Below are 25,016 nucleotides of genomic sequence, written 5' to 3' on the forward strand. Positions count from 1 at the left end.
GGGGCGCACCGGCGGAACAGCACCGGTGCGCCCCGCGTCTGTGTTCGCCGGCGAGCGCGTCACCCACGCCGGTGCCGTCCCCGCAGCGGTTCCGCCGCTTACGCCGCGTGCCCGCCGTCCACGGCGAACTCCGCGCCCGTGACGTACGAGGCAGCCGCCAGGTACGCCACCGTCGACGCGACCTCGTCCGCCGTGCCGAAGCGGCCCAGCGCCGTCAGGGCAGCCTGCCCGTCCGCGTAGGGACCGTCCGCCGGGTTCATGTCGGTGTCGATCGGCCCGGGGTGGACGATGTTCGCCGTGATCTCTCGCGGGCCCAGCTCCCTGGCCAGGGCCTTGGTCAGCCCGATCAGCGCCGACTTGCTCGTCGCGTAGAGCGTCCCGCCCGGTCCGGGCACCCGCTGGGTCATGCAGGTGCCGACCGTGATGATCCGGCCGCCCTCGGACATGTGGGACGCGGCCGCCTGCGAGGTCAGGAAGACTCCGCGGACGTTCACGGCCAGCAGCCGGTCGACGTCGGCGAGCGACAGGTCCTCCAGCGGGCCGAGCAGGCCCAGGCCCACGTTGTTGACCAGCACGTCGAGGCGTCCGCCGAGCGCCCGCGCCGCCCGCTCCACCACACCGGCCGCCTCGTCGGCGTCGGCGGAGTCCGCCCGCAGGGCCACCGCCCGTCGCCCCAGCGCCTCGACGGCCCGTACGACGTCCTCGGCCGCGTCCTTGCCGTTCACGTAGGTGAGGGCCACATCGGCGCCTTCCCTCGCCAGCCGCAGCGCGGTCGCCGCGCCGATACCGCGACTGCCGCCCGTCACCAGGGCGGTGCGGCCGGTCAGGGGTGCCGAGAAGTGAGTAAGTGTGTCCGTGTTCGTGTTCATGGGTCCATCCCACCGGGCCGGGCCCCCGCACGCTGGCGGCGAACGGACGTCGACCTGACCGATGAGTCGCGGGCGCCGGCGGAGTCTGATCCATGGACAGCGAAACCACGGCACCGGAAAGCAGGCACCCCTCATGGGCAAGCTCGTACTCACCACGTTCATCACCCTCGACGGCGTCTATCAGGCCCCCGGCGGGCCCCGGGAGGACACCCGCGACGGCTTCGAGCAGGGCGGCTGGAGCGTCCCGTACGGCGACGAGGACTTCGGCCGGTTCGTCGACGAGGTCTTCGGCCGCGTCGGAGCGTTCCTCCTCGGCCGTCGCACGTACGACATCTTCGCCTCGTACTGGCCGAAGATGACCGACCCGGCCGACCCCGTCGCGTCCAAGCTGAACGGTCTGCCGAAGTACGTCGCCTCCACCACCCTCACCGACCCCGGCTGGGCGGGCACCACCGTGCTCGGCGGCGACCTGGCCAAGGAGGTCACCGCGCTGAAGGAGCGCACCGACGGAGAGCTCCAGGTGCACGGCAGCGGAGCTCTCGCGGATTCGCTGCTGGCGCTCGACCTCGTCGACACCGTCCACCTGCTGACCTTCCCCGTGGTGCTCGGCGCCGGACGCCGCCTCTTCGCGGAGGGCGCCCTGCCGACGGCCTTCCGGCACACCGGCGGGCGGGTGACGGCCGCGGGGGTCTCCATCCAGTCGTACGACCTGGCCGGGCGCCCCGAGTACGGCTCCTACGAGCTGTGAACTCGCCGAAAACACATATGACTTCCCGGTAAACTCCACGACCTTGTCATTGACATGCCACTGTCTACGCGCGTCATCATGAGGTCATGCGATTCCCCCCACGCGCCGCTCGGCTCGGCGCAGCAGCCGCAGTCCTGTCCGCCCTTCTGGTGGGCGGCACCGTCTCCGCGACCACGGCGGGCGCCGCCCCCGCGGCGGTCGGCGACATCTGCTACAGCGACCTGCCCTCACAGGCGCACGACACGCTGGACCTGATCGAGCAGGGCGGTCCCTACCCCTTCGAACAGGACGGCACCGTCTTCCAGAACAGGGAGGGCCTCCTGCCCAGCCGGTCCACCGGCTACTACCACGAGTACACGGTGATCACCCCGGGCTCCGACACGCGCGGCGCCCGCCGGATCGTCACCGGTGACGCCGCCCAGGAGGACTACTACACCGCCGACCACTACGCCTCGTTCGACCTCGTCGACCACGGCTGCTGAAGGCGGCGGACACAGGGTCCGGGGCCCGGCTCACCCCGACTTCCGACTCTCGGCGGCGGCGAACAGCGCGCCGCCGAGAGCGAGCAGCACGACACTCGCGTAGACCTCGTAGCCATCGAGGGGACCGATCCGCTGCACCAGGCCCCAGTTCCAGTCGGTGAACTCGTGGACCAAACCCGCCACACCCTGAATCACGGCCATCAGGCCCAGGAACTCCAGCAATTCCTTCATGTCCCCGACTCTCGCCCCGCGGTCCCCCCACACACATCGGCCGCGGGGCGAGCCCTGCCCGACGGAAGGCGCCGTCCTGAGCGACCCGGCGCGCCGAAAGTCGCCGGTCCCGCGACTTTGGTCGCTGATCCCGTCCTCCCGGCCGTCACGTCTGCCGTCGCTGCGTAGATTTGTCGACTGTGAACAGTGACAAGCAGGCCACGACACCCCCCGCCTTCGAGAGGCGGCGCTGGGTGCTGCCGGCGGCGCTGGTCGAGGACCTGTATCCGGAACCGCGGCGGCCCGGCGGGCGGCCCCGGCGCACCGCGCGCGACTGGATCGTCGACTTCGCGTGCTTCCTGCTCGCGGTCGTCATCGGTCTGCTGGCGGCCGACGCACTCCAGGAGGAACCGGGCCTCTCACCGGCCATGGAGGTCGCCGACCAGGTGGTCGGCGCCCTGGCCTGCGCCGCCGTCTGGCTCCGGCGCCGGTGGCCGGTCGGGCTGGCCGTGGCGATGGTGCCCGTCTCCCTCGTCTCGGCCACCGCGGGAGGCGCCGTCCTCGCCTCCCTGTTCACGCTCGCCGTACACCGGCCCTTCCGGTACGTGGCCTGGACCGGTGGCGCGAGTCTCGCCCTGACGCCCCTGTACTACTTGATGCGCCCGGAACCCGGCCTGCCCTACCTGGCGTCGATCGTCATCGCCCTGTTGCTCGCGGTCGCGGTCGTCGGCTGGGGCCTGCTCGTCCGGTCCAAGCGCCAGCTCCTGCTCAGCCTGCGCGACCGGGCCCGACGCGCCGAGACGGAGGCGCGATTGCGGGCCGAGCAGGCGCAACGGCTGGCCCGGGAGGCCATCGCCCGTGAGATGCACGACGTCCTCGCGCACCGGCTGACGCTGCTCAGCGTCCACGCGGGCGCCCTGGAGTTCCGGCCGGACGCGCCCCGCGAGGACGTGGCGCGGGCCGCCGGTGTCATCCGCGAGAGCGCGCACGAGGCTCTCCAGGACCTGCGGGAGATCATCGGCGTCCTGCGGGCCGGGGAGTCCGACGACGCGGGCCGCCCCCAGCCGACGCTCGCGGCACTGGACGCGCTGGTCGCCGAGTCCCGGGAGGCCGGCATGAAGGTCGCCCTCACCGGCCGTGTCACCGACCCCGCCGCCGTGCCCGCCTCCGTCGGCCGCACCGCCTACCGCATCGCCCAGGAGGCCCTGACCAACGCGCGCAAGCACGCCCCCGGCACCGAGGTCACCGTCTCCGTCACCGGAGCCCCGGGCGACGGTCTCGCGATGTCCGTGCGCAACGCCCCGCCCGAGGGCGAGGTGCCACGCGTGCCCGGCTCCGGGCAGGGCCTGATCGGGCTGACCGAGCGCGCCACGCTGGCCGGCGGCACCCTGGACCACGGCCCCACGCCCGAGGGCGGCTTCGAGGTACGGGCACGGCTGCCGTGGGGGTGAGCCGGGAGTCGGCGCCCGGACGGCCGCCGCCGAAGTCGCCGATGCCGCCCGGAGGCGCCGGAGCCGCCGAAGTCGCCGATGCCGCCCGGAAGCGTCGGAGCCGCCCGCAGGCGCCGGAGGCGTCGAAGCGCTGAAGTCCCCGAAGTCGCTGTAGGAACCGAGTCGCCAAAGGAACCGAGTCGCCTGTCGGCAACCGTGATTTCGTAAGGGCCATGACTGCGATCAGACTGCTCCTCGTCGACGACGACCCGCTGGTGCGGGCCGGGCTCTCCTTCATGCTGGGCGGCGCCGACGACGTAGAGATCGTCGGCGAGGCCGCCGACGGCGACGAGGTGGAGGCGCTCGTCGACCGCACCCGCCCGGACGTCGTCCTCATGGACATCCGGATGCCGGTGGTGGACGGTCTGACGGCCACCGAGCGGCTGCGGGGCCGCCCGGACGCCCCGCAGGTGGTCGTGCTCACCACCTTCCACGCGGACGAGCAGGTGCTGCGGGCCCTGCGCGTGGGCGCCGCCGGCTTCGTCCTCAAGGACACCCCGCCCGCGGAGATCCTCGACGCGGTGCGCAAGGTCGCGGCGGGCGACCCCGTCCTGTCGCCCGCCGTGACCCGGCGGCTGATGGAGCACGCGGCCGGTACCGCCGCCGACACCCGGCGTACGCGCGCGCGTACGCGCGTCAGCGCCCTCAACGACCGTGAGCGCGAGGTCGCCGTCGCGGTCGGCCGGGGCATGGCCAACGCCGCCATCGCGGCGGAACTCTTCATGAGCGTCGCCACCGTCAAGACCCACGTCTCCCGCATCCTGGCCAAGCTCGACCTCAACAACCGGGTCCAGGTTGCCCTCCTGGTCTACGACGCGGGCCTGCTGGACGAGGACGGGGAGGACGGGCCCTAGCCGGGAGGCACGGGCCCTAGCCGGGAGGCACGGGCCCTAGCCGGGAGGCACGGGCCCTAGCCGGGAGGACGGGCCCTAGCCGGGAGGCACGGGCCCTAGCCGGGAGGACGGGCCCTAGCCGGGAGGCACGGGCCCTAGCCGGGAGGACGGGCCCTAGCCGGGAGGCACGGGCCCCAGCCGGGAGGCACGGGCGTTGCCGAGAGGCACGGGCGTTGTCGGGAAGGGGCATCGGGGAACCCGCTCACCCCGCCACGGACGCCTCGGCCCCCGGGACCTCCGCCAGCCGCACCGGTCTGCGCTCGCGCCGTGAGATCTCACAGGCCTCGGCGACGCGCAGCGCCTGCAGCGCCTCGCGCCCGTCGCACGGGTTGGCCCGCTCGCCGCGCACAACCTCCACGAACGTGGTCAGCTCCGCCTCGTAGGCGGGGCCGAACCGCTCCACGAAGCCGGTCCACGGCTTGTCCGCGGCCGGCGGTCCGGTGGGCTCCGTCGAGGCGATCGGCGTACGGTCGTCCAGGCCGACGACGATCTGGTCCAGCTCCCCGGCCAGCTCCATGCGCACGTCGTACCCCGCGCCGTTCAGCCGTGTCGCCGTCACCGTGGCCAGCGTGCCGTCGTCCAGTGTGAGGAGTGCCGCGCCCGTGTCCACGTCGTCCGCGGCGCGGAACATCGGCGGCCCGGCGTCGGACCCGGCGGCGTAGACGTCGGTGATCTCCCGGCCGGTCACCCAGCGCAGGATGTCGAAGTCGTGGATGAGCGTGTCCCGGTAGAGCCCGCCGGACTGCGGCAGATACGCGGCCGGCGGTGGCGCCTGGTCGCTGGTCACCGCCCGGACGGTGTGCAGCCGGCCGAGCCGCCCGGACCGTACCGCCTCGCGGGCCCCCTTGTAGCCGGCGTCGAAGCGGCGTTGGAACCCCATCTGCAGAATCGTCCCGGCGGCTTCCACCTCGGCGATGGCCTGCAGCGTGCCGGGCAGGTCCAGCGCGATGGGCTTCTCGCAGAACACCGGTAAACCCGAGCGTGCTGCCCGACCGATCAGTTCGGCGTGGGCCGGCGTCGCCGTGGTGATCACCACCGCGTCCACACCCCACTGGAAGATCTCGTCCACTCCTGGTGCCGCCGTCTCGCCCAGCCGGTGGGCCAGGTCCTGGGCCCGCGCGATGTCGGCGTCCGTGAGGATCAGGGATCCGACGTCGCGATGACGGCTGAGCGTGTTGGCGTGAACGGTGCCGATGCGGCCCGTTCCGATGACCCCGATGCGCATGGAATCAAAGTGGGCTCACAGCCCGCGCGCTGTCAATGCGTATGTCCGGACAATCGAACTACACAACTTCCCGTCAACAGCGCACGGAGCTACGCTCGGCCCGTGCCGAAACCAGAAGTGGACCCCACCGTGTCGCTGGACCTCAGCGTGGATCGCAGCAGCCCCGTGCCGCTGTACTTCCAGCTGTCGCAGCAACTGGAGGCGGCGATCGAGCACGGCGCGCTGACCCCCGGCAGCCTGCTGGGCAACGAGATCGAGCTCGCCGCGCGGCTCGGCCTGTCCCGGCCCACCGTCCGCCAGGCCATTCAGTCGCTCGTCGACAAGGGCCTGCTGGTGCGCCGCCGGGGCGTCGGCACCCAGGTCGTGCACAGCAAGGTCAAGCGCCCGCTCGAACTCAGCAGTCTCTACGACGACCTGGAGGCGGCGGGCCAGCGCCCGGCCACGAAGGTCCTGGTCAACACCGTCGTCCCCGCGACCGCCGAGGTCGCCGCCGCGCTCGGCGTCGCCGAGGAGAGCGACGTGCACCGGGTGGAGCGCCTGCGGCTGACGCACGGAGAGCCGATGGCGTACCTGTGCAACCACCTGCCGCCCGGTCTCGTCGACCTGGACACCGAGCAGCTGGAGGCCACCGGCCTGTACCGGCTGATGCGCGCCGCCGGGATCACCCTGCACAGCGCCCGCCAGTCCATCGGCGCCCGCGCCGCCACCGCCGACGAGGCCGAGCGGCTCGGCGAGGACGAGGGCGCCCCCCTGCTCACCATGGAGCGCACGACGTTCGACGACACGGGGCGCGCGGTCGAGTTCGGCACGCACACCTACCGGCCGTCCCGCTACTCCTTCGAGTTCCAGCTACTCGTACGGTCCTGACCCGCGCCGACCCGCGCCGACCGGCGGCCCGGGGGGCGCTGTGTGGTCCCCGTGCGGCTCGCCTGCGGCTCGCCGTGCGAGTTCGTGCCAATGTCCGGACAATGTGACCGACGCCTGCTCCCCGGCGCCGAGTGATCGATTGCCATGTCGGACAATGGGGCGTTTGGGGTTTCGAGAACCCGGCCGGGGTTCCCGCGGAGCCCCGGCACGCACAGCACGGCACAGCAAGAAGGGCACGGCCTCGTGGCACGGTTTCGGACATGGGTGGGCATCGCGCTGGCAGGGACACTGTCGCTGTCCCTGGCCGGCTGCAGCAGCACCGGCGGCAAGCGCGCCGAGGACGCCCGCAAGGCCGCGTCGGCCCAGGGAAAGGCGGCGGTGAACACGCCCCGCTGGACCTTCGCGATGATCACGCACTCGGGTGACGGCGACTCGTTCTGGGACATCGTCCAGAGCGGCGCCGAGCAGGCCGCGGTGAAGGACAACATCAACTTCCTGTACTCCCAGGACGACGAGGCCCAGCAGCAGGCCCAGCTCGTGAACGCGGCCATCGACAAGAAGGTCGACGGGATCATCGTCACGCTCGCCAAGCCCACCGCGATGAAGTCCGCCCTGGACCGCGCGCGGAAGGCCGGCATCCCGGTGATCACCGTGAACTCCGGCTCGGCGGAGTCCAAGAAGTTCGGCGCCCTCACCCACGTCGGCCAGGACGAGACCATCGCCGGCGAGGCGGTCGGCGAGGAGCTGAACGAGCGCGGGCGCGAGAAGGCGATCTGCGTCCTGCACGAGCAGGGCAACGTCGGCCACGAGCAGCGCTGCGACGGCGTCGAGAAGACCTTCGACGGCAAGGTCCAGCGGCTCTACGTCAACGGCACCAGCATGCCGGACGTGCAGTCCGCCATCGAGGCCAAGCTGCAGACCGACAAGGCCGTCGACGCCGTGGTCACCCTGGGCGCCCCCTACGCCGACACCGCCGTGAAGGCCAAGCAGGGCGCGGGCAGCAAGGCCGAGATCGACACCTTCGACCTCAACGCCAAGGTGGCCGCCGGACTGGAGGACGGCACCCTCGGCTTCGCCGTCGACCAGCAGCCCTACCTCCAGGGCTACGAGGCGGTCGACCTGCTGTGGCTGTACAAGTACAACGCCGACGTCCTCGGCGGCGGCCGGCCGGTGCTCACCGGTCCGCAGATCATCACCAAGGACGACGCCGCCGAGCTGGCCGATTACACCAGGCGGGGCACCCGATGAGCGCGGGCACGGATGTGGCGACCGCTGACGAAAGGATTCTGCAGACCTCTCCGCTGCGGAAACTCCTGGGCCGTCCCGAGCTGGGCTCCGTGGTCGGCGCGATCGCCGTCTTCGTCTTCTTCGCGTTCTTCGCCGACAGCTTCCTGCGCGCGACCAGCCTCAGCACGGTCCTCTACGCCGCCTCCACGATCGGCATCATGGCCGTCCCGGTGGCGCTGCTGATGATCGGCGGCGAGTTCGACCTGTCCGCGGGCGTCATGGTCACCTCGTCGGCCCTGGTGTCGTCGATGTTCAGCTATCAGATGACCGCCAACGTCTGGGTCGGCGTCGGCGTCTCCCTGCTGGTCACCCTGGCGATCGGCGCCTTCAACGGCTTCATGCTCACCCGCACCAAGCTGCCCAGCTTCATCATCACGCTGGGCACCTTCCTCATGCTGACCGGCCTGAACCTGGGCTTCACCAAGCTCATCGACGGCACCGTCTCCACCAAGACGATCGCCGACATGGAGGGCTTCGACTCCGCCCGCGAGGTCTTCGCCTCCACGATCACCGTCGGCGGCGTCGGTTTCAAGGTCACCATCCTGTGGTGGCTCGCCCTGGTCGCCGTCGCCAGCTGGATCCTGCTGCGCACCCGCGCCGGCAACTGGATCTTCGCCGTCGGCGGCAACAAGGACGCCGCCCGCGCGGTGGGCGTCCCGGTCACCAAGACCAAGATCGGCCTCTACATGGGCGTCGGCCTCGGCGCCTGGATCTCGGGCCAGCACCTGCTCTTCTCCTACGACGTCGTCCAGTCCGGCGAGGGCGTGGGCAACGAGCTGATCTACATCATCGCGGCCGTCATCGGCGGCTGTCTGATCACCGGCGGCTACGGCAGCGCCGTCGGGTCGGCGGTCGGCGCGTTCATCTTCGGCATGACCAGCAAGGGCATCGTCTTCGCCGAGTGGAACCCCGACTGGTTCAAGTTCTTCCTCGGAGCGATGCTGCTCCTCGCGACCCTGCTCAACGCCTGGGTCCGCAAGCGCGCGGAGGCCACCAAGTGACGCAGCCCGAAAGCGGTACGCCGCGCAGCCGCACGGCGCTCGTCGAGCTGACCGACGTCAGCAAGAACTACGGCAACGTCCGCGCCCTCGAAGGCGTGTCCCTGGAGGTCCACGCCGGCGAGATCACCTGCGTGCTCGGCGACAACGGCGCCGGCAAGTCGACGCTCATCAAGATCATCGCCGGCCTGCACCGGCACGACGGCGGCACCCTGAGCCTCGACGGCGAGGAGACCCGCCTCTCCTCCCCGCGCGAGGCCCTGGACCGCGGCATCGCCACCGTCTACCAGGACCTGGCCGTCGTCCCCCTCATGCCGGTCTGGCGCAACTTCTTCCTGGGCTCCGAGCCGCGCAAGGGCGTCGCCCCCTTCAAGCGCATGGACGTCGACCACATGCGCCGCACCACCCACGCGGAGCTCCTGCGCATGGGCATCGACCTGCGCGACGTCGATCAGCCCATCGGCACCCTCTCCGGCGGCGAACGCCAGTGCGTGGCGATCGCCCGCGCGGTGCACTTCGGCGCCAAGGTCCTGGTACTGGACGAGCCGACGGCGGCACTGGGCGTGAAGCAGTCGGGCGTGGTCCTGAAGTACGTGGCTGCGGCACGGGACCAGGGCCTGGGCGTCGTACTGATCACCCACAACCCGCACCACGCGTACCTGGTGGGAGACAGATTCGTCCTGCTGAAGCGCGGAACGATGGTGGCCAATCAGTTGCGTGACGAGGTCACGTTGGACGAGCTGACCCAGCAGATGGCCGGTGGTACGGAGCTGGACGATCTACGCCACGAACTCGAACGCCGCTAGGGGCGCGGGGAACTGCGCGATCAACCACGATGCACCCGCACCCGGCAATGAACCGCTCCACCCACCCCCTGTCCCATTCGGCACCCGGCACACGCGTGCGGCACAATCGCACCCGATGAGCACCTACCGCGACTTCACCGCCCCCATCGGCTCCCGCCGCGCCCCGGTCCTGCGCACCGTGGGCACGAGGGAACGCCGCTCGCACCTCACGGCACCCCGGGTGCCGACGGTCGGCATCGACATCGGCGGCACGAAAGTCATGGCGGGTGTCGTCGACGCCGACGGCAACATCCTGGAGAAGCTCCGCACGGAGACCCCGGACAAGTCCAAGAGCCCCAAGGTCGTCGAGGACACCATCGTCGAACTGGTGCTGGACCTCTCCGACCGGCACGACGTGCACGCCGTCGGCATCGGCGCGGCCGGCTGGGTCGACGCCGACCGCAACCGCGTGCTGTTCGCCCCCCACCTGTCCTGGCGCAACGAACCGCTGCGCGACCGCATCGCCGGCCGACTCGCCGTGCCCGTCCTGGTGGACAACGACGCCAACACCGCCGCCTGGGCCGAGTGGCGCTTCGGTGCCGGCCGTGGCGAGGACCACCTGGTCATGATCACGCTCGGCACCGGCATCGGCGGCGCGATCCTGGAGGACGGGCAGGTCAAGCGCGGCAAGTACGGGGTCGCCGGAGAGTTCGGCCACATGCAGGTGGTCCCCGGCGGCCACCGCTGCCCGTGCGGCAACCGCGGCTGCTGGGAGCAGTACAGCTCCGGCAACGCCCTGGTCAGGGAGGCCCGCGAGCTGGCCGCCGCCGACTCGCCGGTGGCGTACGGGATCATCGAGCACGTCAAGGGCAGCATCGGCGACATCACCGGCCCGATGATCACCGAGCTGGCCCGCGACGGCGACGCCATGTGCGTCGAGCTGCTCCAGGACATCGGGCAGTGGCTCGGCGTCGGCATCGCGAACCTCGCCGCGGCCCTCGACCCGTCCTGCTTCGTGATCGGCGGCGGGGTCAGCGCGGCCGACGACCTGCTGATCGGCCCCGCGCGCGACGCCTTCAAGCGCCAGCTCACCGGCCGCGGCTACCGCCCCGAGGCCCGCATCGTCCGCGCGCAGCTCGGCCCCGAGGCCGGGATGGTGGGCGCCGCCGACCTGTCCCGGCTGGTCGCCCGCAGATTCCGCCGCGCCAAACGGCGCCGGGTGGAGCGGTACGAGCGCTACGAGCGGTACGCGGAGGCCCGCCGCACGCCCCGGGAGTCGCTGTGACGGATTCCCTGCCCCACCAGGCCGGGCCCCCGGACGAGCCCCGGCCCCCGGCGGAGGACCGCCGGCACATGATCCGCCGCCGGTCGCTCACCCTGCTCATCATCGTGCTGCTCATCGGCATCCCGGCCGGCTACCTCATGATCTCCGCCAACCAGAGCCGCGACAGCGGCCGGGAGAAGGAGGCGAAGTACGCGGCGACCGGCATGACCGAGGGCTGGCCGTCCAAACTGCAGCGCCGCGTCTACGAGGTGCCCGTCCCGGTCCCGTCCGAAGAGGTCGCCTACTACGAGACGAACAACTGGAAGACCAGTCGCCTCTACGTCCAGTTCGAGACCACCGGCGCCGGCCTGGACGCCTTCCTGGCGGGGCTGGGCGTCGACCGGGACGCACTGGAGAGCGACAAGATCGCCATCAGCGACCGCGCCCAGCGGGTCACCGGCTGGGAGTTCGGCGGGTCCGGCTCCTGGTACGGCCTCGTCAACGAGCAGCGGAACCCGGCGCCCACCCAGGACGTCGTGGTGAACATGGACGACCCGGACTATCCGATGGTGTACGTCGTCTCGCGCACGGTTCCCTGACCACGCACGTGCGCCGACCGGGCCCCGGCAGGGCGCCGGGGCCGATTGTCAGACCCCGCCCGTAGAGTCGAAGACATCTGATCCGGCACACGGGCGGGAGGTGACAGGACGTATGAGCGACATGGCCGTGGCGGGCACGATGGCCGCCGGGCGAGCAGGGGAGTGGGAAGCGGCGACGCAGCCGGAGGGCACCACTCCGTCCGTCCCCGTCCGGCTCGCGGCCGTCTTCCTGCCCGCACCTCTCCCGCGCGACGGGCGAATCGCCTTCTGGGACCCCGAGGACGGGGCCGTGGCCACCGCCTTTCCCGAGTACGGGGTTGCAGCCGCGACGCCGGAAGACGGGGTTGCAGACGCCGGGCCGCCTTCCGCTGGCTGGTCCGCTGCCGTCGCGACTCCCGAGGACGAGGCTGCCGCCGCGTCATCGAACGGCGGGGCTGCTGCGGCCTCCCCTCACCGGGACGGTGGGTCTGCCGCCTCGTCTCCCGGGGACGGCGGGCCTGGGGCCTCCCCTCGCGGGGACGGCGGGTCTGCGGCCTCGTCTCCCGGGGACGGTGGGTCTGCGGCCTCGTCTCCCGGACACGGTGCCCGGCCCGCCGGGCCCACGGACCTCACCGTCGTACGGCGGCACGGCGCCGGAGTGCGACGCCGGACGACGCCCGCGTTTTCGCTCCCGCTCGGCGAGGCGCTGCCTCTGCTGGTGCGCGCCCGGCACGACCCGGCAGCCCACCCGGCCACCGCCTGCTGGGGCGCCGCGGCCCTGCACGCCCTGCGGCTCGCCGCGCGCGGCCGGTTCCTGCCCGGCCTGACGGCGACCGGACACGACGCCTGGCGGGCCGGCCCGCTGGACCCCGACGACGTCGCGCACCTGCGGGCGGTGGCCGCCGCGCTGCCCCCGGAGGGCCACGCGGTCCCGCTGGACGGCCCCGGCCCGATCCGGCTGCCGGAACCGGAAGCACTCCTCCGTGCCTTCCTGGACGCGGTCGCCGACACCCTGCCCCGCACCCCGGCCGCGCCCCACGCCTCGGGCCGCCCCTTCGCCGCACGCGGGGCCCAGCGCCTGCCCGACGCCCACGACTGGGCCGCGGAGGTCGCCGCCGGCATGGACGCGGGCGTGCGCATCTCGCTCCGCCTGGATCTGTCGGCGTACGACCTGTTCGACGGGGACGACGGCAATGGGGGCGCGCGCAGCGCGGGGGCGGCGATCGTCCAGGTGCACAGCCTCGCCGACCCCACCCTCGTGGCCGACGCGGCGGACCTGTGGTCCGGAGCGGCCGACGCGGCGTTCGGTCCCCGCGCGCGCGTGGACGCCGCCCTCGCGGTGCGGCGCGCGGCGCGGGTCTGGCCGCCCTTCGACCGGCTCACCGAGCAGGACGTACCCGACGTCCTCAGCCTGTCCGAGGAGGAGGTCATCGACCTGCTGGGCGTGGCGGCCGGCCGGCTCGCCGCCGCCGGGGTCGCCGTGCACTGGCCCCGCGACCTCGCCCAGGATCTCACCGCGACCGCGGTGGTCCGGCCCGCGCCCGGCTCCGCGACCGACGGCACCGGCTTCTTCGAGAGTGAGGATCTCCTCCAGTTCCGCTGGCAGTTGGCGATCGGCGGCGACCCGCTCACCGAGGCCGAGATGGACACCCTCGCCGAGGCCCACCGTCCGGTCGTCCGGCTGCGCGACCAGTGGGTGCTGGTCGATCCTGCCCTGGTCCGCCGCGCCCGCAAGCGCGACCTCGGCCTGCTCGACCCGGTCGACGCCCTGTCCGTCGCCCTGACCGGCACCGCGGAGGCCGACGGCGAGACGGTCGAGGTGGTGCCGGTCGGCGCGCTGGCCGCCCTGCGAGACCGGCTCACGGCCGGTGTACGCCCCGCCGAACCGCCGCCCGGCCTGCACGCCACCCTCCGCGACTACCAGCTGCGCGGCCTGGCCTGGCTCGACCTCATGACCTCCCTCGGCCTCGGCGGCTGCCTCGCCGACGACATGGGCCTCGGCAAGACGGTCACCGTCATCGCCCTGCACCTCAAGCGGGCCCGCACCGAACCGACCCTGGTGGTCTGCCCGGCCTCGCTGCTGGGCAATTGGCAGCGGGAGATCACCCGCTTCGCGCCCGACGTCCCCGTCCGCCGCTTCCACGGCCCCGACCGCACCCTGGACGACCTGACCGGCGGCTTCGTCCTCACCACGTACGGCACGATGCGGTCCGCCGCGGCGACACTGGCCGAGCGGCCCTGGGGCATGGTCGTCGCGGACGAGGCGCAGCACGTCAAGAACCCGTTCTCGGCGACGGCGAAAGCCCTGCGCACGATCCCGTCCCCCGCGCGCGTGGCGCTGACCGGCACACCGGTGGAGAACAACCTCTCCGAGCTGTGGGCGCTGCTCGACTGGACCACCCCCGGGCTCCTCGGCCCCTTGAAGTCCTTCCGCGCCCGGCACGCGCGCGCGGTGGAGAACGGCGAGGACGAGGAGGCGGTGGAGCGCCTCGCCGGTCTCATCCGCCCCTTCCTGCTGCGCCGCAAGAAATCCGACCCGGGCATCGTCCCGGAGCTGCCGCCGAAGACCGAGACGGACCACCCCGTCCCGCTCACCCGCGAACAGGCCGCGCTGTACGAGGCGGTGGTGCGCGAGTCGATGCTCGCCATCGAGTCCGCCGAGGGCATGGGCCGCCGGGGTCTGGTGCTCAAGCTCCTGACCTCGCTGAAGCAGATCTGCGACCACCCGGCACTGTTCCTCAAGGAGGAACACCCGCCGGGCGGAGCGGAGCGACTGACCGCTCGCTCCGGCAAACTCGCCCTGCTGGACGAGCTGTTGGACACGGTCCTCGCGGAGGACGGTTCGGCGATCGTCTTCACGCAGTACGTCGGCATGGCCCGCCTCATCACCTCCCACCTGATCGCCCGCGCGATCCCGGTCGACCTGCTGCACGGCGGTACGCCGGTCCCTGAGCGCGAGCACATGGTGGACCGCTTCCAGAGCGGGGCCACTCCGGTCCTCGTCCTCTCCTTGAAGGCCGCCGGCACCGGTCTGAACCTCACCCGCGCGGGCCACGTCGTGCACTTCGACCGCTGGTGGAATCCGGCGGTCGAGGAGCAGGCCACCGACCGCGCCTACCGCATCGGCCAGACCCAGCCGGTACAGGTCCACCGCCTCATCACCGAGGGCACGGTCGAGGATCGCATCGCTGAGATGCTCCAGTCCAAGCGTGCCCTGGCCGACGCGGTCCTCGGCTCCGGCGAGGCGGCCCTGACCGAACTGACGGCCCGCGAACTGTCCGACCTGGTGTCCCTGCGGAGGCCGTCATGACCCCCCGGCCCGCCGACGAGGCCCGCCGCGCCCTGCGCGAGGCACGCGAGCGAGACGAGACGCCGGGCCCCACCGTCGAGGCCGAAGCCGAAGCCGAGGCCGGAGCGGACGCCCCCGAACGCGAGCCGGCACAGGCGCAAGGTCATGACCAGCACCAGCACCAGCACCAGCACCAGCACCAGGACCAGGACCAGGACCAGGACCAGGACCAGGACCAGGACCAGGACCAGGACCAGGACCAGGACCAGCATCGGCAGGACCAGCACCCTGACCGAGACCATGGCTGGGGCCGGGATCGGCAGCCGGAAGAGCACACCGGACGGCCCCGCCCCGGGGACGTCGCACGCGCGGCGCTGCGCAGCGCGCGGACCGCGGGCGGCGCGACGGGGGAAGAAGCCAACCGGCCCGAAGAAGCGACTCGCTCCGCTGGGCGGCCCACTGCTTCTGACGGAACAACAGCCGCTACCTCGGCGGATCACTCCGACGATGCCGTGGCCCCTGCCTCCGACCCGGCGCCCCTTCCCGGTGACGCGGCCGCCTCTGCTCCGACGCTCCCTCCCTCCGATGCGGCCCCCGCGGCACGCCCCGGCTCCGCGGACGCGCGCGACAGCCGGCCGGGGGATGTGGCGCGTGAGGCGTTGCGGGCGGCTCGGCGGCAGGCGACGGCGGACACCGCGACCAAGGGGGCGGAGGGCACGCGGCGGCTGTCCCGCCCGGCCCGTAGTCCGCAGGGGCGCGGCGGTTCGCGCACCGCCGACGCCCGCGCACGTGCCGTACGGGACTTCGCAGCGGACGCGTTCCGTCTCCCCCCGGAGGCGGACCCCGACGGGGAGGCCCTGACCCCGGACGAGCCCGCCTCCGCGCCCGGCTCCGCGCCCGCCTCCGCGCCCGGCTCCGCGCCCGGCTCCGCGCCCGGCTCCGAGCCCGCCTCCGCGCCCGGCTCCGAGCCCGGCTCCGAGCCCGGCTCCGAGCCCGGCTCCGAGCCCGCCTCCGAGCCCACTCCCACGTCGTCTCGCGCGGCGCGCTCAGAGAGCCCCGCCGAGAGCCCGACGCCTGCCGCCGGTGAACCGTGGCTTCCGTCCGCGTGGTCGTACGAGCCACCGCCTCCACGGCAGCAGGCGGCATCGCGGCCCGGGCGTGCCCCGGCGGCGCCGGCCCGGGCTCCGCATCCGGTGGCGCACGGCCGGACGTTCACCCCACCGCCCGCGAACCCTCGCACCCCCCGCTCGATGGCCGCGCCGGGCCGGGACGGCGAACTCCGTCGTACCTTCCCCGCCCTCCCGCCCCGCACAGCGGCGGACGGGAGCCTCGCCGGGACCTGGTGGGGAAACGCGTGGGTGACCGCGTTGGAGGAGGGCGCCCTGGACACCGCGAGGCTGGCGCGCGGGCGCGGGTACGCCGAGCGGGGACACGTCGACGCCATCACCGTGACGCCCGGCCTGGTCCTCGCCTATGTGCAGGGCAGCCGGCCCCGGCCGTACCGGGTGCAGATGCGGCTGCGCACGCTCGACGACGCCGACTGGGAGCGGTTCCTGGACGCGGCCGTCGAGCGCCCCGGCCACATCGCCGCGCTCCTCGACAAGGAGCTGCCCCACTCCCTGGCCGACTGCGGTGTCCCCCTGCTCCCCGGCCCCGGCGACCTCGCCCCGCAGTGCAGTTGCCCCGATTCCGGGCACCCCTGCAAGCACGCCGCCGCCCTCTGCTACCAGACGGCACGTCTGCTCGACGCCGACCCCTTCGTCCTGCTCCTGCTGCGCGGTCGGGGCGAACGTGAACTGCTCGACGCCCTGTCCCGGCTGAACGCGGCCCGCGCGGCCCGCGCCGCCCAGGATCGGGGACCGGCGCCCCTGCCCGGTGTCCGGGCCGCCGCGGCACTGACGGCGCGCGCCCTGCCGCCCCTCCCGGCGCCGCTGCCCCCGCCCCCGCACCCCGAACAGCCCCCGGCCTACCCGGCGGCACCGGGCGGCCCCGACCCCTTCGCGCTGGACCAGCTGGCCACCGACGCCGCCGCCCGCGCCCACGCCCTGCTCACCACGGGCCGCGACCCGGTCGGCGGGCTGACGCTGTGGCAGGACGCCGTCCGCCTCGCCGCGGCCCGCCCCGGTTCCGGCCTCACCGTCGGCACCCGAGCGCTCTACGCGTCCCTCGCGAAGGCCGCCGACCGCGATACGGCGGAGCTGGCGCGTGCCGTGGCCGCCTGGCGCCAGGGCGGACCGGAGGGCCTCGATGTCCTGGAGGAGCCCTGGGACCCGCCGGCCGGCCGCTTCGACCGAGCCCGGCCGCTGCTGCTCGCCGCCGACCTCCCCGCCTTCCGCCCCTGGCGCAACCGCCTCACCCACCCCCAAGGCCACGTCCAGCTCAGACTCGGCCGGGCAGGGCTCTGGTACGCCTACGAGTCGGAACCCGGCCGCGACGACTGGTGGCCGCGCGGCACCCCCGACCTCGACCCGGTCGGCGCCCTGACGGGCCTGGGCGGCCCCGGCGACCTCTGACCGACGGCCCACCGCCACCACCTGCCTGTAGAGCCGGCGGCCCAAGCGGGTACCCGGACTCCGGATCCCGGACCCGGCGCCCACACCCCGGGCTCCGGATCACGCACGGTTCCGGACTCCGCACAGCTCAGGGGAGATGAGTGCTCATGGTCTCGCAGACCGTCTCGCAAACCGCGAAGGTCCCCTCGGGAGACGCGAGCCTGGACGGCGACCTGACGCTTCCCGCCGGGGCGCGGGGGGTGGTTCTGTTCGCACACGGCAGCGGCAGCTCACGCCTCAGCCCGCGCAACCGCGCGGTCGCCGCCGGTCTGCACCGGGCCGGGTTCGGCACGCTGCTGCTGGACCTGCTGACCGAGGACGAGGAGCGCGAGGACGCCGCCACGGCCCGGCACCGCTTCGACATCGCCCTACTGACCCGGCGCCTGACGGACGCCGTCGACTGGCTGCAGCGGCGCCCGGACACCGCGGACCTGTCCGTGGGCCTGTTCGGGGCGAGTACGGGAGCGGCGGCCGCGCTGGCGGCGGCCGCGAATCGGCCGAAGCGGGTGTCCGCCGTGGTGTCGCGGGGAGGGCGGCCGGACCTGGCCGGCGACGTACTGCCGCTGGTCACAGCCCCGGTCCTGCTCGTCGTCGGTGGCAGCGACACGGCGGTACTCGATCTCAACCGGGAGGCCGCAGAAGAACTGTCGGCGCCCCACCGGATCCACGTCGTACCGGGCGCCACGCACCTCTTCGCGGAACCCGGCGCCCTGGAGCAGGTGACCGAGGCCGCCGCCGGCTGGTTCCGTGACCACCTGCCCGATTCCGGCTGAGGCGCCGGTCGGCCCGCCACGGTTTCACCGGCGTCCGACAGGAAACTCCGGAGGGGACGCACACTCTTCACCTCGCTCGAGAAGGGCGGACACCAGGCCATGCGATTCCGCGACCGCAGAGAGGCCGGCCGGGAACTCGCCCTCCGGCTGAGGGAACGGGCGTCCGGCGGCGAGTTCCCGGACCCCGTCGTTCTCGCGCTGCCCCGAGGCGGTGTCCCCGTGGCCGCCCAGGTCGCGCGGGCGCTCGATGCCCCGCTGGACGTGCTGGTCGTACGCAAGATCGGCCTTCCCGGCCGGCCGGAGGCGGGCATCGGTGCGATCGTGGGCGACGACCCGCCGCTGTTCGACCGACGGGCCCTGGAGATGCTCGGCCTGAGCGAAAACCGCCTCGCCCCCGATGTGGAACGCGAGCGCGCCGAACTGCACCGTCGCGCTCTGCTCTACCGGGGCGACCGGTCCGCGCCTGAGGTCAGGGACCGGACCGTGATCCTCGTCGACGACGGTCTGGCCACCGGGGCCACCGCCCGCGCCGCCCTGCGGCACCTGCGCCGCCTGGCCCCCGCACGTTTGCTCCTGGCGGTTCCCGTCGGCGCTCCCGAGTCCTGCGCCGAGATGCGCTCGGTGGCCGACGACGTCGTCTGCCTGTACCAGCCGTCGGACTTCCAAGCGGTCGGCCTCTGGTACGAGGACTTCGAGCAGGTGAGCGACGACGAGGTGACCGGAACACTGCGCGAACTCAGCACGTCGACGCACGACGGCTGACGTACGGAGCCGCACCGGCGCAGGACCGCCCGGAGCACGGTCCCCCATACACGCCGGAGCCGAACCAGGACCATGGACCACCGTCACACACGGTCCACGACCACCCTGGTTGTTCCGACCATGCCAACAGCGGCACGGGCGCCGGATGATGCGCACACAGCGCACACATCGCACACATCGATGACCAGGCACCAGGCACCACGCCCCACGCACCACGCACCTGGCATCGCTCCGAGAGCGCGTCCACCCCCAGGAGGCAGCCGACATGGGACAGCCGCACCCTCCGCACCGCGCCCCGCAGAACCGCCGCCGCCTCCTCGGAGGCGTCCGCCGCTGGGTCACCGCCGCGGCCGGCGCCCTCGCCCTGACCGCCGCGCTCGTGGCCGCGGGCCCGCCGGCGTCCGCCGCGAGCCTCACCCCGGTCACCGGGTTCGGTAGCAACCCCGGCAACCTGTCCATGTACGCCTACGTGCCCGACGCCCTGCCCGCCGGCGCGCCGCTCGTGGTCGCCCTGCACGGCTGCACGCAGAGCGCGAACGACTACTACGCGCACTCGGGCTGGCCGAAGTTCGCCGATCGCTACGGCTTCGCGGCGGTCTTCCCCCAGACGAGCGGCGCGAACAACGCCAACTCCTGCTTCAACTGGTTCCAGCCGGGCGACAGCGCCCGCGGGCGTGGCGAGGCACTGTCGATCAAGCAGATGGTGGACGAGGCGATCTCGCGGTACGGCAGCGACCCCGGGCGCGTCTTCATCACGGGCCTGTCGGCCGGCGGCGGCATGACGGCGAACATGCTCGCCGCCTACCCCGACGTCTTCGCGGGCGGTGCCGTCGACTCCGGACTGCCCGCTTCCTGCGCCGACAGCGTGACCGCGGCCTACACCTGTATGTACAGCCCGCCCGACAGGACACCGGCCCAGTGGGGGAACCTGGTGCGTTCCGCCGCCCCCGCGGGCACCACCTCCTGGCCGCGTGTGGCGATCTGGCAGGGCACCGCCGACACCACCGTCCGGCCCGCCAACGCCACCGAGTTGCGCGACCAGTGGACCGACGTGTGGGGCACGGGCCAGACTCCCTCCCGCACCGAGAGCCTCCCCGGGGGCACCACGCGAAGCGTCTACGCCGACGCCTCCGGCCGGCCCGCGGTCGAGGTCTACTCGATCTCCGGCATGGCCCACGGCCTCGCGGTCGACCCCGGCAGCGGCGCCGAGCAGTGCGGCACCGCCGGCACCTACTACCTCGACACCATCTGCTCCAGCTACCACACGGCTCTCTTCTGGGGGCTGGACGGCGACGGCGGCGGCGAGGAGCCCGGTACGCTGCCCGCCCCCACGGGGCTGACCGTCACCGCGACCACCGGCTCCACCGCCTCCCTGAGCTGGACCGGTGTCGCCGGAGCGACCTCGTACGCCGTCCTCCGGGACGGCACCAAGGTGGCAACCACCACGTCGACCACCTACACCGACACCGGCCTGACCACCGGCACCGCGTACGGCTACACCGTGGCCGCCGTCGACTCCGCGGGCGCGGCGGGCCCGGCCTCGTCCGCGGTCACCGCGACCACCACCGGGTTCACGCCCACGTGCCACACGGCGAGCAACTACGCCCACACCGTCGCCGGACGGGCCTACGCGGACGGCGGGTACACCTACGCACAGGGCTCCGGGCAGTCCATGGGCCTGTGGAACACGTTCACCACCCGCACTCTCCAGCAGACCGCACCCGGCCACTACGTGGTCGCGGACCCCGGATGCCCCGCCTGACCACAGTGTCCAACGGTCCCGACCGCACACCTGGACCAAAGTCGCATCACTACCTCGCCCGTGGTCGAAGACGTGTCGAGCCGCCGGGATGATGTGCCGGCCGTGCCGCACGGACAGACTCGTTCCTGTTCGTCGCGCTCGTGGCAGACCGCGAGAGCCGGCAGGCAGAGGGAGTGGGAGGCATGTTCGAGGAGACACGGCGTCGACGGGCCGCGAGGCGGGTCACGCCCGGGGACGGACGGGCACTGAAGCGGTTCCGCTGGTGGCAGATGACTTTCCGGGCACTGTTCTATCTCCGGCTGACGAACGATGACGGCCGGCGGACGATCTACGCCGTCGACGTCAGGCATTGGCAGAACAACTCTTCCGGCAACGTCAAAGCCGACCTGTACCTCGATGACAGGCAACACGCCCGCTCCAGGCTCCCTGCCGCCTTCCCCGTCCCGGGCGGCACCATCGAGGTGAGGATGAGCGCGTTCGGGCTCAAGCGCTGCCACTACGTCACCGCCGACGGGGCCGAGTATCAACTCGTCCCGGACCGTGACTCGGCCGAAGGGCGTCGCGCCCACTTCGACCGCAGGCACCCCGCACTGAGCCGCGGGGTCGGGTTCCTCTCGTCGATCGTGCTCGTCGGCGCCCTGTTCCTCCTCCTCGCACAGCTCATCGAGCAGCTCACCCTTTCGCCGGGCATCTCCCAGCACGTCGGGACCTTCACCTCACCCGTCGATCTGGCGGCGTGGAGCAACACCGTGCTCGGGCTCATCACTCTGACGGCCAGCACGGAGCGAGCGCTGCGGCTGCGCTACAGCCGACTGCTCGACGGCGCGGCGGGCTGACCCGGCTTCCTCGGACCGGTCCGGGCGGAGGCAGCCCCGTCGCTTCCTGTTACACCGATAAGGACACCGAATGCGAAAGTACGTCGTCGCCGTCCTCGCCACCGTCATGATGGCGCTGCTCACCTGGCAGGGGGCCTCCGCTGAAACGGCGCCGAGCGCGTCACCCGAGCGGGTGAGCTGGGGCGCATGCCCGGACGGCACCTCACTGCCGGGACTGGAGTGCGGCACGCTCAAGGTGCCGCTGGACTACCGCGACCCCGAGGGGAAGCAGATCGATCTCGCGATCTCGCGTATGGCCGGCCCCAACCCCCACAAGCGCCGCGGCGTGCTGCTGACGAACGCCGGCGGACCGGGCGAACCAGGCCTGAACTACCCGTTGGTGCTGAAGTACTACGGCATGCCGCAGAGCGTCCTGGACACCTACGACGTGATCGGCTTCGATCCGCGCGGGGTCGGCCACAGCGCGCCGGTGACCTGCGACCTGGAGGGTGAGTCGACGGCGACGGCGAACATCCCGGAGTACGCACTGGACTCGGCGGACGTGGCCGAGCGGGCCGAGTACGCGGCCGAGGTCGCCGAGAAGTGCGGATCCGCGGCGACAGCGCCGATGCTGCCGCACATCAGCACGGCGAACACCGCGCGCGACATGGACCGGATCCGCGCGGCGCTGGGCGAACCGAAGATCTCCTACCTCGGCATCTCCTACGGCACCTACCTCGGTTCGGTCTACACGACGCTGTTCCCGCGCCGCAGCGCCCAGTTCGTCCTCGACAGTGCGATGGGTCCGGAGGGCAGCGCCCCATCGGCCTCCCGCGGCTTCGGGGAGGGCGTCGAGGACAGGTTCCCGGACTTCGCGAAGTTCCTCGCCGAGCATCCCGAGTACGGTTTCGGCACCTCGGTGGAAGAGATCAGGACGAAGTACTTCGAGATCGCCGCCCGGCTGGACGCGGAGCCGAGGTCGGACGGCTTCGACGGCAAGCGGTTCCGCAAGGTCACGTTCGAGAAGCTCTACCTGGACCAGTGGCTGCCCGAACTGGCCGAGATCTGGCGTGCCGTCGAGACCGGGCAGCCCCTCCCGCGGACCTCACCGCCCGAGGCGCCCGCCCGGCAGTCGGCCGACAACGCCGTCGCCGGCCAGCTCGCGGTGTTCTGCAACGACCGCGACTGGCCGGAGTCCGTCGCCACGTACCAGCGCAACGTCGAGGTCGACCGTTCCCGCCACCCGATGTTCGGTGCGGCCGCGGCGAACATCTGGCCCTGTGCGTTCTGGCCGACGGAACCGTCCGAGCCCCCGGTGAGGATCAACAGCCGAGGGCCGTCGAACGTGCTGATCGTGCAGAACCTGCGCGACCCGTCGACGCCGCTGTCCGGCGCCCGTGAACTGCGCAGGGCCTTCGGCGAACGGGCACGGATGATCACCGCGGACCAGGGCGGACACCTCGCTTACCTCTTCCTGAAGAACCGCTGCCTCAACGACATGACGACGAACTTCCTCGTCACCGGGGAACTCCCGCGTACCGACATCGCCTGCGCGGCCGAACCGAACCCGAACTGAACCGAACGCGGCGAGTGCCTGATCCCGCCGCCCTCTCGTCGCGGCATCGCCGGAACGATTATTTGCACATCAATGTGCAGGCAATTACTCTGCTCATTGATGTGCAAGTAATGCGTCCCCTTGGAGTCTCCGTGCCTCTGCCGGCCAATACACCTGTCGACCGGATGGCAGGGCCGTACCCACGGCGCTGGTGGGCGCTGGGCGTTCTGTGCCTGAGCCTGCTGATCGTGGTCATGGCCAATACGTCCCTGATCGTCGCCGCCCCCGACATGACCCGGGATCTGCGGCTGAGCAGCAGTGACCTGCAGTGGGTGATCGACGGTTACACCGTTCCGTACGCCGCGCTGATGCTCGTACTCGGTGCGATCGGCGACAAGTACAGCCGCCGCGGCGCCCTCGTCACGGGCCTGCTGGTCTTCGCCGGCGGTTCCGTGATGGGCAGTGTGGTCGATGGGACCGACCTGGTCATCACCGCGCGCGCGATCATGGGTGTGGGAGCCGCGGTGGTCATGCCCGCCACGCTCTCCCTGCTGGTGGCCATGTTTCCCAGGAGTGAGCGGGCGAAGGCCATCACGGCCTGGACCGCGACCTCAGGTCTCGCCATCGCCGTCGGCCCCGTCGTCGCCGGCTGGCTGCTGGAGAAGCACGCCTGGGGCTCGACCTTCCTGATCAACGTGCCGATCGCGGTGGCCGCCGTCATCGGCGCCGTGCTCCTCGTGCCGCCGTCGAAGGCGGAGGGCATGGGCCGGATCGACTACGTGGGCGGTCTGCTGTCGATCGTCTCCGTCGGCGCGCTCGTCTACGCCATCATCGAGGGACCGCACTTCGGCTGGGGCACCGCCCCGGTCGCCGCGGCCGTGGTCGCGGGCGTGGGCATCGTCGCCTTCACCCTGTGGGAGCTGCGGCACCCGCACCCGATGCTGGACGTGCGGAAGTTCAGGCTGCGCGGCTTCAGCGGCTCGATGCTCGCGGTGCTGTTCTTCTTCTTCGGCATCTTCGGCTCGATCTACTACGCCACCCAGTTCCTGCAGTTCGTGCTCGGCTACGACGCCCTGGAGACCGGCGTCCGGCTACTGCCGTTGGCCGGAGCCGTGTTCGCCGGCGCCGCAGTCACCGGTAAGCTGACGCCGAAGCTCGGGGTGAAGGCCGTGATCGTGCCCGGCATGGTGATCGGGACCGTGGCTGTCTTCCTGCTGACGCAGATCGACAAGGGCTCGGCGTACGGCGACTTCCTGCCGTCGCTCCTGCTGCTGGGCTTCGCGATCGGCCTGAGCGTCTCCCCGGCCACCGACACGATCATGGACTCCTTCCCCGAGTCCCAACTGGGCGTCGGCGGCGGCGCCAACGACACCTCGCTGGAACTCGGCGGCTCCCTCGGCATCGCCGTCCTCGGCTCCCTGCTGGCCACGGCGTACCAGGACAAGCTGGGCGACCTGGCCGGCGGCCGCCTGCCGGGCCCGGCGCTGGAGGCGGCCCAGGACTCGGTGGGCAGCGGACTGGCGGTCGCCGAGCAGGTGGCCAAGGACCCGGCCGGTGGCGCCCAGCAGGCGCAGACGCTCCTCGCCGCCGTGCACGAGTCGTTCGCCCACGGTGTCGCGCACACCAGCCTCATCGGCGGCATCGTCATGGCCGCCGGAGCGGTGATCGTCCTCGCGGTCCTGCCCGGTCGCCGGGCGGCTCGCGGGCAGGCGGCGGAGACACAGGTGGCAGCCGAGGGCGCGGAGCACGACGAGTCCGGTGTACACCATGCCGGTCGGTAGCCGACCCGGCCGCGCTCCTCGTACCGGTGAG

Annotated in this window: 21 protein-coding genes; 18 read left to right on the top strand and 3 right to left on the bottom strand. The window is 72.5% G+C overall.

Annotated elements, in window-relative coordinates; translation table 11 throughout:
- Window positions 1-98: 98 nt before the first annotated feature.
- A complete protein-coding gene (locus ACFCZF_RS28560) occupies window positions 99-869 on the bottom strand; it encodes an SDR family NAD(P)-dependent oxidoreductase (protein ID WP_376674070.1) in 771 nt (256 codons plus the stop codon).
- Window positions 870-1,002: 133 nt separating this feature from the next.
- Here ACFCZF_RS28560 and ACFCZF_RS28565 point away from each other — a divergent pair, with 133 nt between their 5' ends.
- Together ACFCZF_RS28565 and ACFCZF_RS28570 are read left to right on the top strand one after the other, a co-directional pair.
- On the top strand, window positions 1,003-1,617 hold the full coding sequence (locus ACFCZF_RS28565; RefSeq protein WP_376674071.1) for a dihydrofolate reductase family protein: 615 nt from the start codon (window positions 1,003-1,005) through the stop codon (window positions 1,615-1,617).
- Between the two features lie 86 nt (window positions 1,618-1,703).
- Complete coding sequence (locus tag ACFCZF_RS28570; protein ID WP_376674072.1) at window positions 1,704-2,099, top strand: ribonuclease domain-containing protein; 396 nt, start codon at window positions 1,704-1,706, stop codon at window positions 2,097-2,099.
- 30 nt (window positions 2,100-2,129) lie between these two features.
- Here ACFCZF_RS28570 and ACFCZF_RS28575 read toward each other — a convergent pair whose 3' ends face one another.
- Window positions 2,130-2,330 carry a hypothetical protein gene (locus ACFCZF_RS28575; protein ID WP_375915298.1) on the bottom strand — a complete coding sequence of 67 codons (201 nt, stop codon included), beginning with the start codon at window positions 2,328-2,330 and terminating at the stop codon, window positions 2,130-2,132.
- A gap of 179 nt (window positions 2,331-2,509) precedes the next feature.
- On the opposite strand from ACFCZF_RS28575, the gene ACFCZF_RS28580 reads away from it, so the two are divergent.
- Both ACFCZF_RS28580 and ACFCZF_RS28585 read left to right on the top strand, forming a co-directional pair.
- Window positions 2,510-3,760 carry a sensor histidine kinase gene (locus ACFCZF_RS28580; RefSeq protein ID WP_376674073.1) on the top strand — a complete coding sequence of 417 codons (1,251 nt, stop codon included), beginning with the start codon at window positions 2,510-2,512 and terminating at the stop codon, window positions 3,758-3,760.
- 212 nt (window positions 3,761-3,972) lie between these two features.
- The gene (locus ACFCZF_RS28585) at window positions 3,973-4,653 is read left to right on the top strand and encodes a response regulator (protein ID WP_376674074.1); all 681 of its coding nucleotides are present in this window, start codon (window positions 3,973-3,975) and stop codon (window positions 4,651-4,653) included.
- 241 nt (window positions 4,654-4,894) lie between these two features.
- Here ACFCZF_RS28585 and ACFCZF_RS28590 read toward each other — a convergent pair whose 3' ends face one another.
- Complete coding sequence (locus ACFCZF_RS28590) at window positions 4,895-5,917, bottom strand: Gfo/Idh/MocA family oxidoreductase (protein ID WP_376674075.1); 1,023 nt, start codon at window positions 5,915-5,917, stop codon at window positions 4,895-4,897.
- 129 nt (window positions 5,918-6,046) lie between these two features.
- Here ACFCZF_RS28590 and ACFCZF_RS28595 point away from each other — a divergent pair, with 129 nt between their 5' ends.
- From ACFCZF_RS28595 to ACFCZF_RS28660, 14 genes are all read left to right on the top strand, one after another.
- Window positions 6,047-6,784: a myo-inositol degradation transcriptional regulator gene (locus tag ACFCZF_RS28595; protein ID WP_375915409.1), complete on the top strand. Its 738-nt coding sequence runs from the start codon at window positions 6,047-6,049 to the stop codon at window positions 6,782-6,784.
- 243 nt (window positions 6,785-7,027) lie between these two features.
- Window positions 7,028-8,032: a sugar ABC transporter substrate-binding protein gene (locus tag ACFCZF_RS28600; protein WP_376674076.1), complete on the top strand. Its 1,005-nt coding sequence runs from the start codon at window positions 7,028-7,030 to the stop codon at window positions 8,030-8,032.
- Entirely contained in the window at window positions 8,029-9,072 is a 1,044-nt protein-coding gene (locus ACFCZF_RS28605) for an ABC transporter permease (RefSeq protein WP_376674077.1), read from the top strand. The genes ACFCZF_RS28600 and ACFCZF_RS28605 overlap by 4 nt, the downstream gene beginning before the upstream one ends.
- Window positions 9,069-9,875: an ATP-binding cassette domain-containing protein gene (locus tag ACFCZF_RS28610; RefSeq protein WP_376674078.1), complete on the top strand. Its 807-nt coding sequence runs from the start codon at window positions 9,069-9,071 to the stop codon at window positions 9,873-9,875. The genes ACFCZF_RS28605 and ACFCZF_RS28610 overlap by 4 nt, the downstream gene beginning before the upstream one ends.
- A 115-nt stretch (window positions 9,876-9,990) precedes the next feature.
- Window positions 9,991-11,139, top strand: coding sequence for an ROK family glucokinase (locus ACFCZF_RS28615; protein WP_376674079.1), 1,149 nt, complete (start codon window positions 9,991-9,993; stop codon window positions 11,137-11,139).
- Window positions 11,136-11,717, top strand: coding sequence for a sugar kinase (locus ACFCZF_RS28620; protein ID WP_375915321.1), 582 nt, complete (start codon window positions 11,136-11,138; stop codon window positions 11,715-11,717). The genes ACFCZF_RS28615 and ACFCZF_RS28620 overlap by 4 nt, the downstream gene beginning before the upstream one ends.
- A 139-nt stretch (window positions 11,718-11,856) precedes the next feature.
- Complete coding sequence (locus tag ACFCZF_RS28625) at window positions 11,857-15,006, top strand: SNF2-related protein (RefSeq protein ID WP_376674120.1); 3,150 nt, start codon at window positions 11,857-11,859, stop codon at window positions 15,004-15,006.
- Window positions 15,003-17,498, top strand: coding sequence for an SWIM zinc finger family protein (locus tag ACFCZF_RS28630; protein ID WP_376674080.1), 2,496 nt, complete (start codon window positions 15,003-15,005; stop codon window positions 17,496-17,498). Before ACFCZF_RS28625 ends, ACFCZF_RS28630 begins: the two co-directional genes overlap by 4 nt.
- A gap of 146 nt (window positions 17,499-17,644) precedes the next feature.
- Entirely contained in the window at window positions 17,645-18,310 is a 666-nt protein-coding gene (locus ACFCZF_RS28635; RefSeq protein WP_376674081.1) for a dienelactone hydrolase family protein, read from the top strand.
- A 99-nt stretch (window positions 18,311-18,409) separates the two neighbouring features.
- The gene (locus ACFCZF_RS28640; RefSeq protein ID WP_376674082.1) at window positions 18,410-19,072 is read left to right on the top strand and encodes a phosphoribosyltransferase; all 663 of its coding nucleotides are present in this window, start codon (window positions 18,410-18,412) and stop codon (window positions 19,070-19,072) included.
- Between the two features lie 265 nt (window positions 19,073-19,337).
- Entirely contained in the window at window positions 19,338-20,834 is a 1,497-nt protein-coding gene (locus ACFCZF_RS28645; RefSeq protein WP_376674083.1) for an alpha/beta hydrolase family esterase, read from the top strand.
- 182 nt (window positions 20,835-21,016) lie between these two features.
- Window positions 21,017-21,670 (top strand): hypothetical protein, encoded by a 654-nt coding sequence (locus tag ACFCZF_RS28650; protein ID WP_376674084.1) that lies wholly within the window; start codon window positions 21,017-21,019, stop codon window positions 21,668-21,670.
- Between the two features lie 70 nt (window positions 21,671-21,740).
- Entirely contained in the window at window positions 21,741-23,225 is a 1,485-nt protein-coding gene (locus ACFCZF_RS28655; protein WP_376674085.1) for an alpha/beta hydrolase, read from the top strand.
- A 131-nt stretch (window positions 23,226-23,356) separates the two neighbouring features.
- Entirely contained in the window at window positions 23,357-24,985 is a 1,629-nt protein-coding gene (locus ACFCZF_RS28660) for an MFS transporter (RefSeq protein ID WP_376674086.1), read from the top strand.
- Window positions 24,986-25,016: the final 31 nt, after the last annotated feature.

The organism is Streptomyces sp. NPDC056296 (assembly GCF_042268605.1).
In the GTDB taxonomy this organism is placed as follows: domain Bacteria; phylum Actinomycetota; class Actinomycetes; order Streptomycetales; family Streptomycetaceae; genus Streptomyces.

Bases quoted from the DNA above. Each gene is read 5' to 3' on its own strand.
- ACFCZF_RS28605 (WP_376674077.1), top strand. From the start codon at position 8,029: ATGAGCGCGGGCACGGATGTGGCGACCGCTGACGAAAGGATTCTGCAG.
- ACFCZF_RS28575 (WP_375915298.1), bottom strand. From the start codon at position 2,330: ATGAAGGAATTGCTGGAGTTCCTGGGCCTGATGGCCGTGATTCAGGGT.
- ACFCZF_RS28640 (WP_376674082.1), top strand. From the start codon at position 18,410: ATGCGATTCCGCGACCGCAGAGAGGCCGGCCGGGAACTCGCCCTCCGG.
- ACFCZF_RS28655 (WP_376674085.1), top strand. From the start codon at position 21,741: ATGCGAAAGTACGTCGTCGCCGTCCTCGCCACCGTCATGATGGCGCTG.
- ACFCZF_RS28570 (WP_376674072.1), top strand. From the start codon at position 1,704: ATGCGATTCCCCCCACGCGCCGCTCGGCTCGGCGCAGCAGCCGCAGTC.
- ACFCZF_RS28565 (WP_376674071.1), top strand. From the start codon at position 1,003: ATGGGCAAGCTCGTACTCACCACGTTCATCACCCTCGACGGCGTCTAT.
- ACFCZF_RS28625 (WP_376674120.1), top strand. From the start codon at position 11,857: ATGGCCGCCGGGCGAGCAGGGGAGTGGGAAGCGGCGACGCAGCCGGAG.
- ACFCZF_RS28615 (WP_376674079.1), top strand. From the start codon at position 9,991: ATGAGCACCTACCGCGACTTCACCGCCCCCATCGGCTCCCGCCGCGCC.
- ACFCZF_RS28650 (WP_376674084.1), top strand. From the start codon at position 21,017: ATGTTCGAGGAGACACGGCGTCGACGGGCCGCGAGGCGGGTCACGCCC.
- ACFCZF_RS28585 (WP_376674074.1), top strand. From the start codon at position 3,973: ATGACTGCGATCAGACTGCTCCTCGTCGACGACGACCCGCTGGTGCGG.
- ACFCZF_RS28590 (WP_376674075.1), bottom strand. From the start codon at position 5,917: ATGCGCATCGGGGTCATCGGAACGGGCCGCATCGGCACCGTTCACGCC.
- ACFCZF_RS28635 (WP_376674081.1), top strand. From the start codon at position 17,645: ATGGTCTCGCAGACCGTCTCGCAAACCGCGAAGGTCCCCTCGGGAGAC.
- ACFCZF_RS28560 (WP_376674070.1), bottom strand. From the start codon at position 869: ATGAACACGAACACGGACACACTTACTCACTTCTCGGCACCCCTGACC.
- ACFCZF_RS28645 (WP_376674083.1), top strand. From the start codon at position 19,338: ATGGGACAGCCGCACCCTCCGCACCGCGCCCCGCAGAACCGCCGCCGC.
- ACFCZF_RS28630 (WP_376674080.1), top strand. From the start codon at position 15,003: ATGACCCCCCGGCCCGCCGACGAGGCCCGCCGCGCCCTGCGCGAGGCA.